The sequence below is a fragment of the Sphingosinithalassobacter sp. CS137 genome (genome assembly GCF_014334115.1).
Lineage (GTDB): Bacteria > Pseudomonadota > Alphaproteobacteria > Sphingomonadales > Sphingomonadaceae > Sphingomonas.
This window is the reverse complement of sequence record NZ_CP060494.1, coordinates 2,366,665-2,382,147: the sequence shown is the minus strand read 5'-3', so window position 1 is coordinate 2,382,147 and position 15,483 is coordinate 2,366,665. Positions and strand designations below refer to the sequence as shown.

Annotated in this window: 14 protein-coding genes; 9 read left to right on the top strand and 5 right to left on the bottom strand. The window is 63.8% G+C overall.

Annotated features, from left to right (window positions below; genetic code table 11):
* Position 1 precedes the first annotated feature (1 nt).
* Together H7V21_RS11780 and H7V21_RS11775 are read left to right on the top strand one after the other, a co-directional pair.
* On the top strand, positions 2 to 664 hold the full coding sequence (locus H7V21_RS11780) for a C1 family peptidase (RefSeq protein ID WP_262503854.1): 663 nt from the start codon (positions 2 to 4) through the stop codon (positions 662 to 664).
* Entirely contained in the window at positions 648 to 1,424 is a 777-nt protein-coding gene (locus H7V21_RS11775) for a hypothetical protein (RefSeq protein ID WP_188053934.1), read from the top strand. The genes H7V21_RS11780 and H7V21_RS11775 overlap by 17 nt, the downstream gene beginning before the upstream one ends.
* Here the strand turns inward: H7V21_RS11775 and H7V21_RS11770 are convergent.
* From H7V21_RS11770 to H7V21_RS11760, 3 genes are read right to left on the bottom strand one after another with little or no spacing between them, the layout of a single operon-like run.
* Positions 1,421 to 2,095, bottom strand: a complete 675-nt coding sequence (locus tag H7V21_RS11770; protein ID WP_188053933.1) for a uracil-DNA glycosylase — start codon at positions 2,093 to 2,095, stop codon at positions 1,421 to 1,423. The genes H7V21_RS11775 and H7V21_RS11770 overlap by 4 nt on opposite strands.
* On the bottom strand, positions 2,092 to 3,261 hold the full coding sequence (locus H7V21_RS11765; RefSeq protein ID WP_188053932.1) for a nucleoside triphosphate pyrophosphohydrolase family protein: 1,170 nt from the start codon (positions 3,259 to 3,261) through the stop codon (positions 2,092 to 2,094). Before H7V21_RS11765 ends, H7V21_RS11770 begins: the two co-directional genes overlap by 4 nt.
* The gene (locus tag H7V21_RS11760; protein WP_188053931.1) at positions 3,258 to 3,452 is read right to left on the bottom strand and encodes a hypothetical protein; all 195 of its coding nucleotides are present in this window, start codon (positions 3,450 to 3,452) and stop codon (positions 3,258 to 3,260) included. The genes H7V21_RS11765 and H7V21_RS11760 overlap by 4 nt, the downstream gene beginning before the upstream one ends.
* Positions 3,453 to 3,571: 119 nt before the next feature.
* On the opposite strand from H7V21_RS11760, the gene H7V21_RS11755 reads away from it, so the two are divergent.
* The 7 genes from H7V21_RS11755 to H7V21_RS11725 all read left to right on the top strand — a co-directional run bounded on the left by H7V21_RS11755 (position 3,572) and on the right by H7V21_RS11725 (position 13,109).
* Entirely contained in the window at positions 3,572 to 5,302 is a 1,731-nt protein-coding gene (locus tag H7V21_RS11755) for a metallophosphoesterase (RefSeq protein ID WP_188053930.1), read from the top strand.
* A gap of 61 nt (positions 5,303 to 5,363) precedes the next feature.
* Positions 5,364 to 5,708, top strand: a complete 345-nt coding sequence (locus tag H7V21_RS11750) for a hypothetical protein (protein ID WP_188053929.1) — start codon at positions 5,364 to 5,366, stop codon at positions 5,706 to 5,708.
* Between the two features lie 56 nt (positions 5,709 to 5,764).
* A complete protein-coding gene (locus tag H7V21_RS11745; RefSeq protein WP_262503853.1) occupies positions 5,765 to 6,238 on the top strand; it encodes a gamma-glutamylcyclotransferase family protein in 474 nt (157 codons plus the stop codon).
* 422 nt (positions 6,239 to 6,660) lie between these two features.
* Positions 6,661 to 7,257 (top strand): RNA polymerase sigma factor, encoded by a 597-nt coding sequence (locus tag H7V21_RS11740; protein WP_262503852.1) that lies wholly within the window; start codon positions 6,661 to 6,663, stop codon positions 7,255 to 7,257.
* A gap of 38 nt (positions 7,258 to 7,295) precedes the next feature.
* Positions 7,296 to 8,261, top strand: coding sequence for a FecR family protein (locus tag H7V21_RS11735; RefSeq protein ID WP_188053926.1), 966 nt, complete (start codon positions 7,296 to 7,298; stop codon positions 8,259 to 8,261).
* Between the two features lie 157 nt (positions 8,262 to 8,418).
* Complete coding sequence (locus H7V21_RS11730) at positions 8,419 to 10,932, top strand: TonB-dependent receptor (RefSeq protein WP_188053925.1); 2,514 nt, start codon at positions 8,419 to 8,421, stop codon at positions 10,930 to 10,932.
* Positions 10,926 to 13,109 (top strand): Atxe2 family lasso peptide isopeptidase, encoded by a 2,184-nt coding sequence (locus tag H7V21_RS11725; RefSeq protein WP_188053924.1) that lies wholly within the window; start codon positions 10,926 to 10,928, stop codon positions 13,107 to 13,109. The genes H7V21_RS11730 and H7V21_RS11725 overlap by 7 nt, the downstream gene beginning before the upstream one ends.
* Here the strand turns inward: H7V21_RS11725 and H7V21_RS11720 are convergent.
* Positions 13,040 to 14,794 carry an asparagine synthetase B family protein gene (locus H7V21_RS11720; RefSeq protein ID WP_188053923.1) on the bottom strand — a complete coding sequence of 585 codons (1,755 nt, stop codon included), beginning with the start codon at positions 14,792 to 14,794 and terminating at the stop codon, positions 13,040 to 13,042. The genes H7V21_RS11725 and H7V21_RS11720 overlap by 70 nt on opposite strands.
* Positions 14,794 to 15,459, bottom strand: coding sequence for a lasso peptide biosynthesis B2 protein (locus H7V21_RS11715; RefSeq protein WP_188053922.1), 666 nt, complete (start codon positions 15,457 to 15,459; stop codon positions 14,794 to 14,796). The genes H7V21_RS11720 and H7V21_RS11715 overlap by 1 nt, the downstream gene beginning before the upstream one ends.
* Between the last annotated feature and the right edge of the window lie 24 nt (positions 15,460 to 15,483).

Here is a 15,483-nt window from a genome sequence, read left to right as displayed (position 1 = left end):
CGTGTCGATCGTCGTGAGCAGGGATTTGGCGTCGGCGTTCGGCGGCGCTCGTGACCAGGGCGCTCGGCCGACCTGCCTCGCGTTCGCGTCAAGCGACTGCCATGCGGCGACGCTAGGGCCTTGGGAGCCGCTGTCGTGCGAATGGATCTACCACAGCGCTCAGGCCCGCTCCGGACGTTCTCATTTCGATGGCGCGACGCTGGGCTCCATGTTGGAGGCCCTCCGACACGACGGTCAGCCCGTTGAGTCGGAATGGCCCTATCAACAAATGGTGGTCGAGCCTTGGACGCCACCGGCGGGGTCGCCCACCGTATTTCGTGCTGTTGGCGAGACCACGACAGCGGATGTCGATGCGGTCGTCGCCCTGCTCGAATCTGGGCGGCCAGCCGTCATGCTGATGACGCTGTCGCGCTCGTTCTACCTGCCGGATTCGGACGGAGTCGTCAGGGCCGCCGCGGACGAGCTTCCCGATCCGGCGGTTCGTCACGCGGTGGTGGCGACCGCGCACGGCGTTGTCGACGGTCGGAGCGCGGTACGCGTTAGGAACAGCTGGGGGACGGGATGGGGAGCGGATGGCTCCGCTTGGTTAGACCGTGATTTTTTGGCCGCGCGTCTCTTCGCGGCGTTCGGCCTATTGGGAGTAGAGGATGTATCTGCCGATTGAACCAGCGCCGGACTGCGTGTCAGCGTGGCGCGCAGCACTTGCGGCCGTGGATGCCAAGCCAGGACATGAGTTCCACAACGTGATCATCGACGTAGCTGACCCGGCGGCGCGCTCCCGACTTTCCGATCCCGTGGTCGCCGCTGTTGACTCGTATCTGCGTGGAGAGGGCGAGAAGGGCATCGAGACCGTCGCCAACACCATCTTCCCCGAGGCGCTCTATAACCTCCACGGCGCACCGCTGTTCTTCAAGCGCTTCGAGGACAATGTGCTTCCCCGGGTGAGCCTGAAGGAGTCCTGGTCCGGATACTATTTCGAGCGAATGATGCACTTTCCCAAGCCCGGCGGCGGCTTCGAGAACCAGCTCCAGCGGATCATCGACCGGATCAACGACCCTGCAGTCCGAGCGCTGAACAAATTCGAGCTGAGCATCTTCGATCCGACGCGCGACGTGGACCGGTCACCCTACGGCGGCCAGTGCCTGAGCTTCGCCAGCTTGAAGCTGATCGGGCCCGCAGACCGTCGGCGCATCGCGATGACGGCGTTCTACCGCAACCACTTCTACGTCAGGAAGCTGCTGGGCAATCTGATCGGCCTCGGCAGGCTGATGTCGTTCCTAGCCAAGGAGACCAAGCTGGGCGTTGGGCCGCTGACGATCGTATCGACGCACGCCGAGATCGACCTGCCGTCAACGCGGGCGGAACTGAAGGCCCTCCTCGCGCGCGTCGACGATATCGAGGCCCCGGCCGTTGCGGCCGCCTAGGCGACGTCAAGCTCCAGCTGGCCGCGGGTCCTGCCCCTGCGTGCGACGCGGTAGTGGTCGTGCATCCCGTCGATAAACTCTCGCTGCCCGCCGTAGCTCGGATGCCGGACGCATATGACGGGGACGGTCAGCTCGGCGAGAGCCATGTGCGCGTCGCGGCCAATCGCAACCACGGTCTTCGGCCTGACCATCTCGATCAGCGCCTGCAGAATCGGCCAGGTCGCCTCGCGTTCGGACCGCGTGTGGCAGCGGTTCGACATCGGATCGTCGCGTTCGTGCGGATGGAAGGGGAAGACGTTCCACAGCATGACGGGCAGGCCGATGTCGGTCAGCACCTGCCAGACGACTGCGGCCGTCCGCTCGGCGACGATCGGTCCGGTGGTCGCCCGTTCCAGCTCCACGCCGCCGAGAAGCTGGCCCGCGTCGTCTAGGTGGACCTCGTCGGTTAGCGGAACCCCGGTGCGGCGGCCGCCGCGGTAGCCCAGGTCCCGCGCTATCCACATGGTCTCGACGCGCTCGTCCAGCGCTGCCTCGATCATGGCGAGGAGGTTGGCTCGGCGCGTCCTCGCGGCGTCGCTGCGGTCATGGATCGCGCAGCGATCCGCCCACGGATTGAAGACGTTCGGGAGCCGCATGCTCGACAGCGTCTCTACGAAGATGGACGGGGTCATGACGCGATCTCCCTGACACGTAGGCGCCGGTGCTTGAAGTCGATGGTGATACGGGCCAGGCGTTTCTCGCTGAGGAACCGGAACGCCGCGTATCCCTGCAGGATCGCCTCTTCCCACAGCCACAGGGGACAGCGCTCGACCTCGTACCCGGCCACGAACTCGCGCACGTCCTTGAGCAGGTCCAGTGGCAGCTGACCCGGCCGCATGCCCTCGAAGAAGCGGAGCTGCTGCGCCTGGCCGAACAGCCAGGTCGTGACCCCCTCCTCGATGAGCATCGCGCGCGCGCCGTCCTCGGCCTCGTCGACCGACGGGAGGCTCTTTCTCTTCAGCCGCAGCAGCGATCGCGTCACCGGGGACCAGCCAAGCACGGCGACGTAGGCGTAGTGGAAGACGTCGTGGAACCGGTAGTCGTCCGGAACGGCGGCGTTGTCGGTCAGGCGGTCCCCGACATTGACCCCGTTCGACCGCTGGAAGACGAACGCCTGGCCGTCGATGACGCGCTCCACCACGTCGATGGTCATGGCGCGCGGCAGCGTCTCCTCGGCCGCCAGTCCCTCGTCGAAGGGAGCGGGATAAGTTCGCTCGCGTGGCCATCTGTCGAATATCTTGTGGAGGTTCTTCACAGCCGCGGCTTCGAGCGTCACGCCCGCCTCGGTGGCCGCGCGGATCAGGCACCGCATCACCTCGGTGAGCGAGTGCAGCCGCGCTTTACGCTTGTGCGGTGCCACGGCCTCGTATTGCCGGACGAGTTCGCCGACCCGAATGGCCAGCTGGAGCAGGGTCCGTTCGAAAGAGGCGGTCGGTTCGCGCGCCAGCGGCATGACCGCCGGCTGAAGTGCGTGGAAGGTCAGCGTCGGATCGGGCTGCGCCTTGGACCCATCGGCGGCCATCGCAGCGCCCGCCACCGCGCTGAGCGCGATCCTGCTCCGGCGGCACAGGGACGAGAGATACCAGAGGACGTCGCCGAGTTCCTCGACGACTGCATCGGCGTAGCCGAGATAGGTCGTCTGGTCGCGCTGCTTCTTCTTCAGCTCAGTCAGCAGACTACCCGTTTCGCCGAAGAGTCCGAGGAGCGCGAAGCTCAGGGCGCTGGACCCGCGCCGCTGGTCGGTCAGCGCGGCCTGCGTGGCGTATCCATCCAGGGTCAGGGCTTGGAAGTCAGTCATGCGCTGGTCTTCCGCCGGTCCCGGATCGCCTCCTGGGGGACCGCGATCCCGTAGGTCGACAACGCGCGCAGGACGACGACGCGCATTGGAACCCGGTCGTCGACGGCCCGGCGCTCGAGCGCTTGCTTCGTTTCAGTAGGCACCTGGACCTGCAGGTTTTCGTCCACCGGCAGAGTCTTTACTGAAACCATGACACCTATAAATCATGAAATCATGAGATGTGCAAGCGGCGAGGGTTGTGTGCACTAGTGGTGTGGATGTGGGTCGATCTGGCGTAGGAGCGGGCGCGGCCGCAGGCTATGTAGGGCGCATGACGTCTCCGATCTTCCTGCATGTCACCGACGCCCACGTCACCGGCCACGGCGTCGCCGTGAAGCGCGACGACCACAAGGTCGTCATTCCGGGCATTTCCCAAGCCACGCGGGAAGGGACGCTGGAGTTGCTGCTGGCGCGCGTCGCCGAGCGGCTGTTGGAGAATGGGCGGAACCTCGACGCGGTGATCTTTTCGGGCGACGCTGCCGAGCGCGGCGACTTGGGCGGACACAAGGCGCTGCTGGATATATTACTGAAGTCGCTCGGACCCGTGGGCATCGCGCCCGGCAAGATTGTGGCGACGCCGGGCAACCATGACGTCCCGCGTGGCACGCCGCCGGGTAGCGCCGAGCGATACGAGGCCTTCATCATGGCTTGGCGCGAGACGGGCTGCGTCACGCCTTGGCTGGACGGGATCGACGACAAGTCCACGATCAACACGGCCAAGCACCGATTGTTGGCCGATGACCGTCGTTGGGCGATCTTCCCGATCAACAGCGCCAACTGGTCGCACACAATACAGACGTTGAAGCCGCCGCTTGAGGGGGTTTGGGAAAAGATTGGTGAGCTGCTTGCGCCCGGCGACGATAAGCTGGCCGCCGAACTAAATGATCAGCTGAATTCACTTATCCGCTTCGACATGGCCCGCGTGTCCGAGGACCAACTCGAGGTATTCCGGCGCATCGTGGACGGGACTCCGACCGCGTCTGATGGCGCGCAGGTGCGCATCGCTACGATCCATCACCACCTGCGAACGCCGTCGTTCCGCGAAGAATTGAAACCCTTCGCGGACTTCACGAACATCGAACTCATTCGTGCCGCTCTGGCTGAGCGCAGGATCGATGTCGTCCTACACGGGCACAAACATCAGCACGCCGCGCGTCGCGAGTTTCTGGACGACGAGATGGGAGGTGACCGGCGGCGAGTGCTCGTAGTGTCGGGCGCGACGTTCGACGGGAGCAACGAGGCCGACGCCGTGCGCACGTTGCAGCTCGACGGGCTGCCGTGGACCCCCGAGGTGGCCTTGACGCGATACGCGATTGGACGGGGCGGCCTGGATTTGAGGGACGTCGTTGATGATCCCATCTCGCTATGGCGGAGCATGGATGCCGGGGGCGGTTCAACCGTCGTGCACGGCACGGTGCTCGACGACGTGTATGAGCGAGCCTGTGCCGCGGCGCAGGCCGAAGCCAAGGGCGGAACCCTCATCGTCGATCTCGACCTACCGCCTGATAGCGTCGGCACCATGCCAACCGGCTATCCAGCCCCGGACGCGCTGAAGGCCGGGGAATGGGCTGGCTGGTTCGCCGAACTCGCCGGCTGGTGGCAACTCGAGCACTCACGGCTAGAAGCCCGCGTGCCATACCATCATGGTAGCCGGCTGCACCGATATGCGGGAAAACTGGATCAGATAGCCCGCATAAAGTCATTGTTGGCCGAGGGTGCGACGAGCCGGGCGCTCGCAGTCCTCATCGATCCAATGCGCGACTTCGTGACCAACGGCAGTGAAGAGAACTTCGCGTCTTTCTGCTCCGTCCAGTTCCGCAAGCGGGAGGTAGGCGACCGGTCGTGGGTGGTGGACGTCATCGGATACTACCGCGCCCAAGAGTTCAGGCGCTGGTGGCCTATCAACGTCGCCGAGCTCAGGGCTTTGCAGAACGAGGTTTGTGACGGCGGAAGCGCGCGCGATTGGACGTTCGCCGACCGAGGTGTCGGTTCCCCTGATTGACCGCTGGCTAGACCAGCACCCGGGCCGCCTTTTCCTCCTTGCCACCTACCTCGCGGGAGGCGTGGCGGAAGACGCCGGCAGCATGCGTGACGAGGTGGTGAAAGGTTGGATGCAGTCCCTCGCCGATTTCGACCAGGCCACGAAGGAGTTCAACGTTGATGGCGTGCCACTCGCGATCGAGGGCGTTGTGGCGCTTGCGGATTACGTAGACTCGCTGGTTCCGACTGGCGACCTACAACGCTTTTCCGGGTCGCTCCGCGCGCTCGCGAAAGCCAATCGCGCCTACGCAATAACGAAGCAGACCGAGAACGATTTCAAAAACTGGGGTGCGGCCGCCCACATCAACGACCTGCGCGAGCTCAGCGTCCGGCTGCTTGGAATGTCGGGCGGCGAGACATCCGCATGACCGTTGGGCTAGCGCAGACGAACGGCGAAATCTTATACTTCGCTTACGGGTCCAACATGTTGACCGCGCGCCTGCGCGCAAGGGTCCCGAGCTGCAAGCCGATCGGCATTGCCTTGCTGCCAGACCACGAGTTGCGCTTTCACAAGCGAAGTAAAGACGGTTCCGGCAAATGCGATGCCTTCCACATCGAAGGCGGAGGCGGCATCTACGGCGTGGTCTTCAGCTTCAATGCCAGCGACCGTCAGGCCCTTGATCGCTTCGAAGGTTTAGGGGCGGGGTATAATGACGCGATTGTTACGGTGCATAACGTTGAAGGCCGATCGTGGAAAGTTCTGACGTACACCGCCCATCCGCACCACATCGACGAGATGTTAAAGCCGTATTCGTGGTATCGGGATCTCGTCCTGGCGGGGGCGAGCGAGCATGGGCTTCCGCAACAGTATGTCGCAACTAGAGTTGAAGCAGTTGAGGCGATTGAAGACCTCAACTTTGCGCGTGATGCGACCGAGCGCGCTGCACTCGAGCGGTAGCGTCGGCGCAGTGACCTGAAGATCGGCAGCTTTCAGGATCAGTCGTTTGCGCCGGGATGACCGATATTGGGGCGCATTGCGGACATAGTACTCGCCGGAGGAGATTGCGCGAAGGCGAACAAAGATCGGTTCAACCGAGTCATTGTTGCGACCGGGATCCGCAGACTTGATAATCACGACCCGGGCTCTAGTCTGGGCTGTGCGCCGCGGCTGCGGCGCCGAGGCTTGAGAACCTCGCTTGAGACTGAAACACCGCCGATCGGCCGGGTGGCCGGCGCGTCTGTCCAGGCCGCTTGCGGCTAAAGGCGTCGGCGCATGCCCTCAAGCATGTTCTCAACACCCGGCTTACGCCGGACGCCTCGACTGATCTGAGGTGAGCCGAGCATGCGGGAATGGCGTACCCAGCAACGAAAGTCTTTGAGGTGGATGACGCCGCCCTTGGCCATGCCGTGCGTTTGATCCGCACCGCATCCTTTGCAGCGCCGATCCGCGATGACGATCCGCTGCCTCCCGAGGATCGGCCCACTACGGTGGCGCTCGACGATCTATACCGGGCGCAGGCATCGAGGCTTCATCGTTTTTTTGCCCGAAGGAGCGACAGCCAAGATGCAAACGATCTGGTGCAGGAAAGCTTCGCCCGCCTCGCCAAAGCCGACTTGATGAGTTCCAAACCGATCGAGCAACCCGAAGCCTATCTCAATCAGATCGCGGCCAACCTGCTGCGCAATCGCGCCAAGTCCGCGTTGCAGCGATCGCTGGCGCGGCAAGTGCCGATTGACGATGTCCCGCTCGCGGGCAGCGATACGGTTGCCGCTCTCGAGGCGCGTGATACTCTGAACCGGCTGCAGCAAGCGCTGATGCGGCTGAGCCCGAAAACGCGCGAAATCTTCCTCGCCCATCGTGTCGACGGTCTCAGTTACAAGGAAATCGCCAATCGAACGGGTTTGCGGTTAAAGAGCGTCGAGTGGCACATGAGCAAGGCGATCGCATTTCTCGACCGCGCACTGAGAACGCGCTGATGTCTGATCCTCACCGAGGCGCCCGCGAGACTGACCGCGTGCGCGAGGAAGCACTCGGATGGCTAAATCGCCTCCGCTCTTCAGGCAGCGAGGAGCATCATGCTGAATTCGAGCGCTGGTATTCTGCCGAGCCGCTGCATGCCGACATCTATGACGACGTGCTCGCTACTTGGGAGAAGACTGCCCTCGCCGAGCAGACCCCGGCGGCGGCGATGCGGCATCGGCAGCGTCCTCGCTCCCGATATGGTTACGCGCTCGCAGCCGCCGCTGCGATCATCCTCGTCGTCGTGGCATCTCTTACCTTTTACCGGCAGTTCGGGCCGGACGAGCGTTCGGGATCCTACACGGTCGTCGCACGGGCAGGTGAAATTCGTACGGTCGCTCTCGCCGACGGGTCGCAAGTCACGCTCGACAGCGGCAGTTCCCTCCGGATAGCCTTCACGGACGACGCGCGTCGGATGTCACTCGAGCGGGGGCGTGCCCGCTTCGCTGTCGCGCATGAGGCGGATCGGCCGTTCATCGTGGATGCGCGCGGTCGATCTGTCGTCGCCCATGGCACCTTGTTCGATGTCAGTCTGATTGGCGACCGTGTGACCGTGTCGCTGCTGGAAGGGGAGGTTGAGATTCGCGACACGCCCACCGCGAAGCAGTCGTCCAGTGCAAGAGGAACCCTTTTGGCGGCCGGACAGCGCGTGACGCTTGCGCCGCACGAGCCCGCTCCTCAGCCGTCGCCCTTCCAACCCGCCCAAGAGCGTTGGCCTTCGGGCATGCTGTCGTTCGAGGACACGCCGCTGCGCGAGGTCGTCGAGACCGCCAACCGCTACAGTTCCATTCGTATTCTGCTCGCGCAGCCCGGACTCGGGCAGTTACGGTTTACCGGCACGGTTCGGGCCGGCGATTCCGATGAGCTCGCCCAGATGATCGCTGCCATGTTCGGCCTTTCGCATTCTCGCGATCCCGCCGGCAACATCATTCTCGCCAAGCGCCGAGAACCTTCGACGTAAAAGTTTCAGGGTAGAGCGCACCCCGGTTGTCCAAGCCCCCCAAGCGATGCCGCGCCAGAGCATCGCCGGGGAGGCTTGAATGGGAATTCTTCGCAGTGCGGCTATGGCCGCTTCATTTTCGACACTTTGTCTGACTTCGGCTCTGTGCCCAATCGCCGTGGCGGCACAGGAAACCGATAGGCGCCACTACAATTTGCCGGCGCAACCATTGTCAACGTCTCTGCAAGCGGTGGCCGTCGCTTCCAAACGCAGTATCGCGGCCCCCGCTGAACTAGTGAGGGGAATCACCGCGCCTCAACTCATCGGCGAGTTTACCGCCGAGGAGGCCGTCGCGGCGCTGCTTGAAAAATCCGGACTACGGTATCGCCGAGTTCAGCGCGCTCTTGTGGTGGAGCGTGATGCTGACTTCACACAAGAGAATTGGTCGAGCGGAGATGACGCCACTGCGATCATCGTCACCGGATCACGAATCCGCGGAGCACCGATCGCGTCCCCAGTGATTACCATCGACGAGAATGATATTCGGAATGCCGGTCAGACAACGCTCGGCGAGGTGGTTCGGAGTATCCCGCAGAGCTTCGCTGGCGGACAGAATCCAGGTATTGGGTCCAATGTCCCCGCGCTCAATGGCGTCGACATGGGCGGCGGTTCGTCGCTCAACCTGCGCGGTCTTGGAAGCGACGCCACCCTTACGCTGCTCAACGGCAGGCGACTCTCGTATAGCAGCTCCCGCCAGAGCGTGGACGTGTCGACCATTCCCCTGGGCGCGCTGGACCGAATCGAGATCGTTGCCGACGGCGCGTCGGCAATTTACGGCTCCGACGCCGTCGGCGGCGTCGCGAACATCATCCTCAAGCGCGACATGGAAGGCGTCGAGACCCGCGCCCGGCTCGGCACCTCGACCGAAGGCGGCAATTTCGAGCAGCAGTATAGCGCGGCCGGTGGCGCGCGTTGGGCGAGCGGCGGGTTCATCGCCGCCTATGAGCATAATCGGAACACCGCCGTCGATGCGGGCGATCGCGAGTATGCCAGGCTACGCTCGCCGGGTCTCACGCTCTATCCTGCCATGCGCAATCATAATGCACTGCTGAGTGCCCATCAGCAGATCAGCGAGCCGGTCACTTTTTCGGTCGATGCGCTGTTCAACAAGCGCCGGACCACGACTGGATACGCGACCAATCCCGCCGGTGATCTTGCGCTCGGCCGCAATCAGCAAATCACCCAGTCTCGCGCCTTTGCCATTGCTCCAAGTCTATCGGTTCAGGTCGGTGCCGGCTGGAATGCGGCGTTTTCGGGCAGCTATGCCGAGGACCGCGTCGACTACAGCATCGATGGTTATACCGACGACCAAGCAAGGCGCCTTGCCGCGGGCTTCTACGACAATGGCGCTCAATCGGTTGAGCTTGCTGCGGATGGCCCTCTCCTCACTTTGCCGGCGGGAAGCGCGGAAGTCGCGTTTGGCATCGGCTACCGCGACATTCGCTTCGCAAACGACAGGGGTGCCGGACACCCGTTGAACTTCGAGCGTTCGCAGGCAAACCGCTACGCCTATGGCGAACTCAGCGTACCGCTTGCCGCCCCCCACATGGCTATCCCTGCCGTGCACCGTCTCAATGTGAGCGCGGCCGTGCGTTACGAGCATTATGATGATGCCGGGTCGGTCGCGACGCCCAAGTTCGGGATCGTCTACACGCCTACCCCCGGCGTCGACTTGAAAGCGAGCTGGGGCCGCGCCTTTCGGGCACCGACGCTGTATCAGCGCTTTCAGCCGCCGATCCTCACCCTGCTCGGCGCGCCGTCGTTCGGGCAAACCGATGCGCCACCAGGATCGACGGCGCTTTATATTCAGGGCGGCAATCCGGATTTACGGCCCGAACGGGCAACGACATGGTCGGTAACGGCCGCCCTCCAACCATCTGTGATGCCCGGCTTCGAAGCGGAGATCAGCTATTTCGACATCCGCTACGTCGATCGCATCGTCACCCCGATCGGCTTCCTCTCGCAGTCGCTCAGCGATCCCACCTACGCAGCGCAAGTGACGCGATCGCCATCTCGCGAACTGATCGACAGCATCCTGTCGAGCGGGGTGTTTTTTCAAAATGGCACCGGCGCACCGTTCGACCCCGCGAATGTGATCGCGTTCATCGACAACAGCAATGTCAACGCCGGCCGCCAATGGGCGCATGGCATTGATCTGCTTGCCTCGTATCGTCAGGCATTGGGCGCCGGCGACGGCGAGATCAGGGTCAGCGGCAATGCCAGCTATCTGGTCAGTCATCAGCAGATCAGCGAAGACCAGGCCGATCAATCGCTCGCCGGCATCCTCTTCAACCCGCCGCGCTGGCGTGGGCGGGCCAGTGCGACGTGGAGCCTCGATGGTCTCGCGGTGACCGGCGTCGCGAATTATAGCGGCGAACTGGCCGACCCGCGCGTCTCACCCGCCGCGATCTTACCGAGCCAATGGCGGTTCGATTTCACGGTCCGCTACCGAACCGGCGACACCGCGCCACGCGGCCTTCAGGGCCTTGACCTGCTTTTCGCGGTCACGAACGCGTTCAACGCGGAACCGCCTCCGATTTTCACCACCTCGGTGACCCATGCCCCTTATGATTCGACCAATTACTCGCCACTCGGCCGCGTTATCAGCTTCGGGATCGCCAAGTCATGGTGATCTGCAGCTGCGCGCCTCATCTCGCGCGTCGGCGCTGGTGGGTGATGGTCCCGCTGGCGGCCCTGATCGCGCCGCCGGCGCATGCAGCGTGCAATCATTGGGATCCGCTCGGCGGCGCCCCGGGCGAAGCGCGTTCGCTCAGCGCGGCCGACTTGATTGAACTCACCGGGATCGGAAGAGCTCCAGCCCCAGCCATGGGTGGGCCGAGCCCGATCTCGGTTTCTCCCGACGGGAGACGGATCGCATTCGTCGTTCAGCGCGCTGATCTCGCGGCAAACCGTTATTGCCAGGCACTGCTCCGCATCGATCTCGATGGGGCCAGCCCGCCGCGCGTTCTGGACCAGGGCGGAGATTTCATCATGAGCGAGGTAGTGATGCGCGGGCTCTCCATTCCCAATGGATTGCCCCAGCAGACCGTCCCAGCCTGGTCGCCGGACGGGCGATTGATCGCCTACCTGCGGCGGGAGGACGGCGTGACCCGACTGTGGACGGTGGCGGCGGCAGGCGGTCGGGCGCGGCCGCTCACCGACGAGAAAGCGGACATCCTCGCGTGGCGTTGGATGCCCGGCGGCGGTCGCATCGGCTTTGGGATACAGCCCGACCGCAACCACGTCGAAGATGCCATCACGGCGGAAGGTTCGAGCGGCTGGCTCTATGACGAGCGGGTCACCCCGAACACCGGGTTTCGGCCGAACGCAAAGGCGGCGCTGCCGGTACTCTATAAGACGATCGACTTGAAATCCGGCCAAGTGCAGGCGGCGAGTGCGGGCGAAGCGAAATGGATCGCATCGGCATCGCTCGGCGCGACGGCTCAAGCAGCAACGCTCCGCGCTGCCAAGGCTTGGACCATGTTGAGCGGATCGTCGCCGCTCGGGCCGAAGCGACTTCATGTGATTGACCGGGCGGGCCAGTCCCAAGCCTGCACCTGGTCGGCCTGCACGGGTCACTTCGTCGGCTTGTGGTGGCTTCGTGATGGGCACCACCTTGTGTTTCTCAAGCGTGAAGGCTGGAACGAGCGCTACACGGCGCTCTATCGTTGGTCGCCCGGTCGGGGTGCGCCCGAGCGCGTGCTGCGAACCGATGCGCAGCTCGAACGATGTACCCCGATTGACTACAGGCTGCTCTGCATCCGAGAAACGGCGGCGAAACCCGCGCACATCGTGTCGATCGATCCAGGCCGCGGGAGGATCGCCACCCATTTCGAGCCCAACCCGGCTTTCGCCTCGATCCGGTTAGGATCGGTCGAGCGCGTCACATGGCGCAACGCCAACGGCTTTGAGGTTTATGGCGATCTGGTGCTCCCGCCCGACTTCCAGCCGGGCGTGCCGCTTCCGACCATCGTCGTCCTCTATCGATCGCGCGGGTTTCTCCACGGCGGGACGGGCAACGAGTACCCGATCTACCTCTTCGCCCAGCGCGGCTTCGCGGTCCTGAGCATCGAACGACCGGACTTTTTCGGCGCACGCAGACCCGATCTCGATAGCTATCGGGATATCGAGGCCGCCAATATTGAGGACTGGTCGGAACGCCGCAACATGCATTCGGCGATCGAAGCCGGGGTCGAACTGCTCGTCGCCCGCGGCATTGCTGATCCGACGCGGCTCGGTATCACCGGGCTCAGCGATGGCGCGACTTCGGCGCGCTTCGCGCTGATCAACGCCGACCTGTTCGCCGCGGCGGCTATCAGCAGCTGCTGTATCGATGAATCGAGCGCAGTGCTCGTCGGTCCGGCGTGGGAACGCTATAGTCAGTCGGTCGGCTATCCTCCCGCATTCCCTGTGGATGAGGCATTCTGGCAGCCTGTGTCGTTCGTCCTCAATGCGAGCAAGATCGACACGCCGCTCCTCATGCAACTCGCCGACAGCGAAAGCCTCTACGCACTTCCAAGCGTCACGGCGCTGCGCCAACATCGGCAGCCGGTCGAGGTTCGGGTCTTCCCCGACGAGTTCCACATCAAATGGCAGCCGGTCCACCGCGCGGCGGTGTTCGAAACCAGCCTCGACTGGTTCGACTTCTGGCTCAACGGCAAGACCGATCCGGCACCGGCAAAGGCCGCGCAATATCGACGCTGGCGGGCGTTGGGACAGGGAGCGCGGCGACAGCTTCATCAATTATCCGACCAGGAGCGCAGCCACGCTTCCACATCGGCAAAGAGCATCACTCGCCCGCAATCTTGAGCGCTCGTCGATATCCCGTCAGCGAGGACACCGCGCACAGCATCCCTGTCGAGCAGGCCGTGCGCCACCAGCAACCCGTCGCCGAGCATCGCGTTCAAACGACGGCGGTTCGCATCCATGATCTCGATGACAAAGCTGTCCATCGCCCCTTTCGATCGCCGCCAGGCGATCTCAGCGGGCAGCGACCGCTGAAAGCCTTGACGGGCAACAGCGCGATTGCAGCCGTTCAGATACCAGTTCCAGCTCGGTATCGCGACGCAAGTCTCGATGACCGGTTGCGTGACCAATGGCGCAACGCGGGCAAGCGACGGTCGCGGATCGGGGCTTTCGACAAGGCTCTGCGCCGCAGCCACGAGGCCAATATGGCTTGCCGAGCCCGGAAGTGCCCGCCGTGGCGAATCCAGCCATGGGTGCTCGCAAGCATTACGGGCGGCTGCAATCGCCTCACGGGAAAGCAGCGAGCGATCCGCGGGAAAACGGTAATGCTGGCGCCGGCGGAAGGCTCTTCGCACTGCCGCCTGAATAACATGAGGGATGCTCGTCTGCGATAGCGTGGCCAAATCGGCCGCAATCTCTCGGAACCGGCGGTCGGGTCCGGCGGTCAACAACCGATCGGCCACTGGTGCCGCGGATTGCACCGAACAAAAGACGTTGTCGCCGCCGCCGCCGTGAACGATTGCCTGTGCGCCTGTTCGGTTAGATAGCAGCTCGGCGGCGCGGCTCGTCGCCTGAGCGAAGCTGTGTTCGGACGGCCGCGGCAATCCTGCCGCTGCCGACCGATATATATCGACATCGGTCACCGCACGGGTCACCTCCGTCAGCGGAATTGCCAGGTGGGAAGCGATGGCTCTCGCATAGGCGCGCTCGTCGCCGCCGCGGTCGCGCGTCACCATGGTAAGCGCGTTCGTCTCCCTGCCGGCATCCGCCAAGCAGGCGGCGACGATCGAGGAGTCGAGGCCGCCCGACAGCAACAAGATCAAGCGTTCGAGCCGAGCCGTCCGGGCAGCGATCGACTGGCGAACTGCCTGCGCGACTTGCTCGGGCGATGCGATCGGATCGACTGCGTCGGGGTCGGGAGACACAAACTGCCATGGCGACCAAAGATGACGTACTGCCCACCGATCATTGCGCCATGTGCCGGCGGCGCCTCCCGCGAGTTCCTCGAGATCAGCAAGGCACGTGCGGGCGCGCCTGAGATCGGGTGCAACCAGATGCTCGGCAACGGCGGTCCAATCGATGCTCGGCACGAAACCGCCGATCGCGCTTATCAGCGCTACGTCAGATCCGATCACCATTCCGTGCGGCGAATGCCAGACATAAGCGGGAAGGTCACCGAGCGGCGCGCGAAGTACGGTCACTTCGTCTTGGCATACAATCACTGCGAGATAGGCGCCCCAATAGCCGGTGATCAGCCTTTCCGCTCCGAAGCGCGCGATCAATTCAGTCTCGGCAGTATCGAGCGTCGGGATCGGTGCACGGCCGCCCTTGCGAATGAGCTCTCCTAGGATGACGCCTTCCGCACCGGCCAAGCGATAGGCGTCTGCCGATGAAAGGACGATCAGACGGGGAGAATTGACGATGCTGCGAAGGGCTGAGGGATATGGCGCAAGATCAGCGATGCGGGATTGCCAATATCGCTCACTCTCTGTTCGCGCTGGCAGGATGATGATGTAGCGCCTTTCCATCAGACGACGAGGATCGGCGTAAACGGCGACACCGTGTCTGCCGCGTCGCTGATCAGTACATCATTCGCTAGCACCCAGGCATGCGCTCGAAACGGGCGGAGCTTGACCCCAAGCACCAGTTCCGCGCGCAGATCAGCCGATCGCGCGTGACGAACGATGGCAATTGAGTTCGCCAGACATTGGTTGAGCGAGCCGGTGATCAATGCCGCGCGCCGGAAGGCGACGGAAATCTCGACGAGGCGCTCGTCGGCCGCTTGATTCACGCCGCGACTGCCGTCCTTCATCGCTTGGATCGACGTAATCTGGCTGTGAAGCGATCGATATCGAAGCATGATCCTCGCGCGGATCAGCGATGCCGCGGCGGCAAGAACCCTGCGCCTCGAAACAGGCAGATTTTCCTGAAACAATGGCATCCGGATGGACGCGGGAGGACGACAAGGCTCGGGTCGAACATCCGCCGGTGCAGGCACGAGCAAGCCCTGGACGGCGAGCGTCCTCAATCGCGCTTCGTCCGCTTCGGCAAGGGGCGCGCCAGCGACAAAGCGACGGAAACCTTCCTCCGGGTCAGCGCCAAGACAGAAGTAACGATCTTTGGGCACGTCAAGGAAGACGAAGCGTCCCCCAGCGTCGCAGAAGGTGATCCCGGGAGCGAGCGCAAATGCCATCCGCGAGGATCCGCCGTGGAAGCG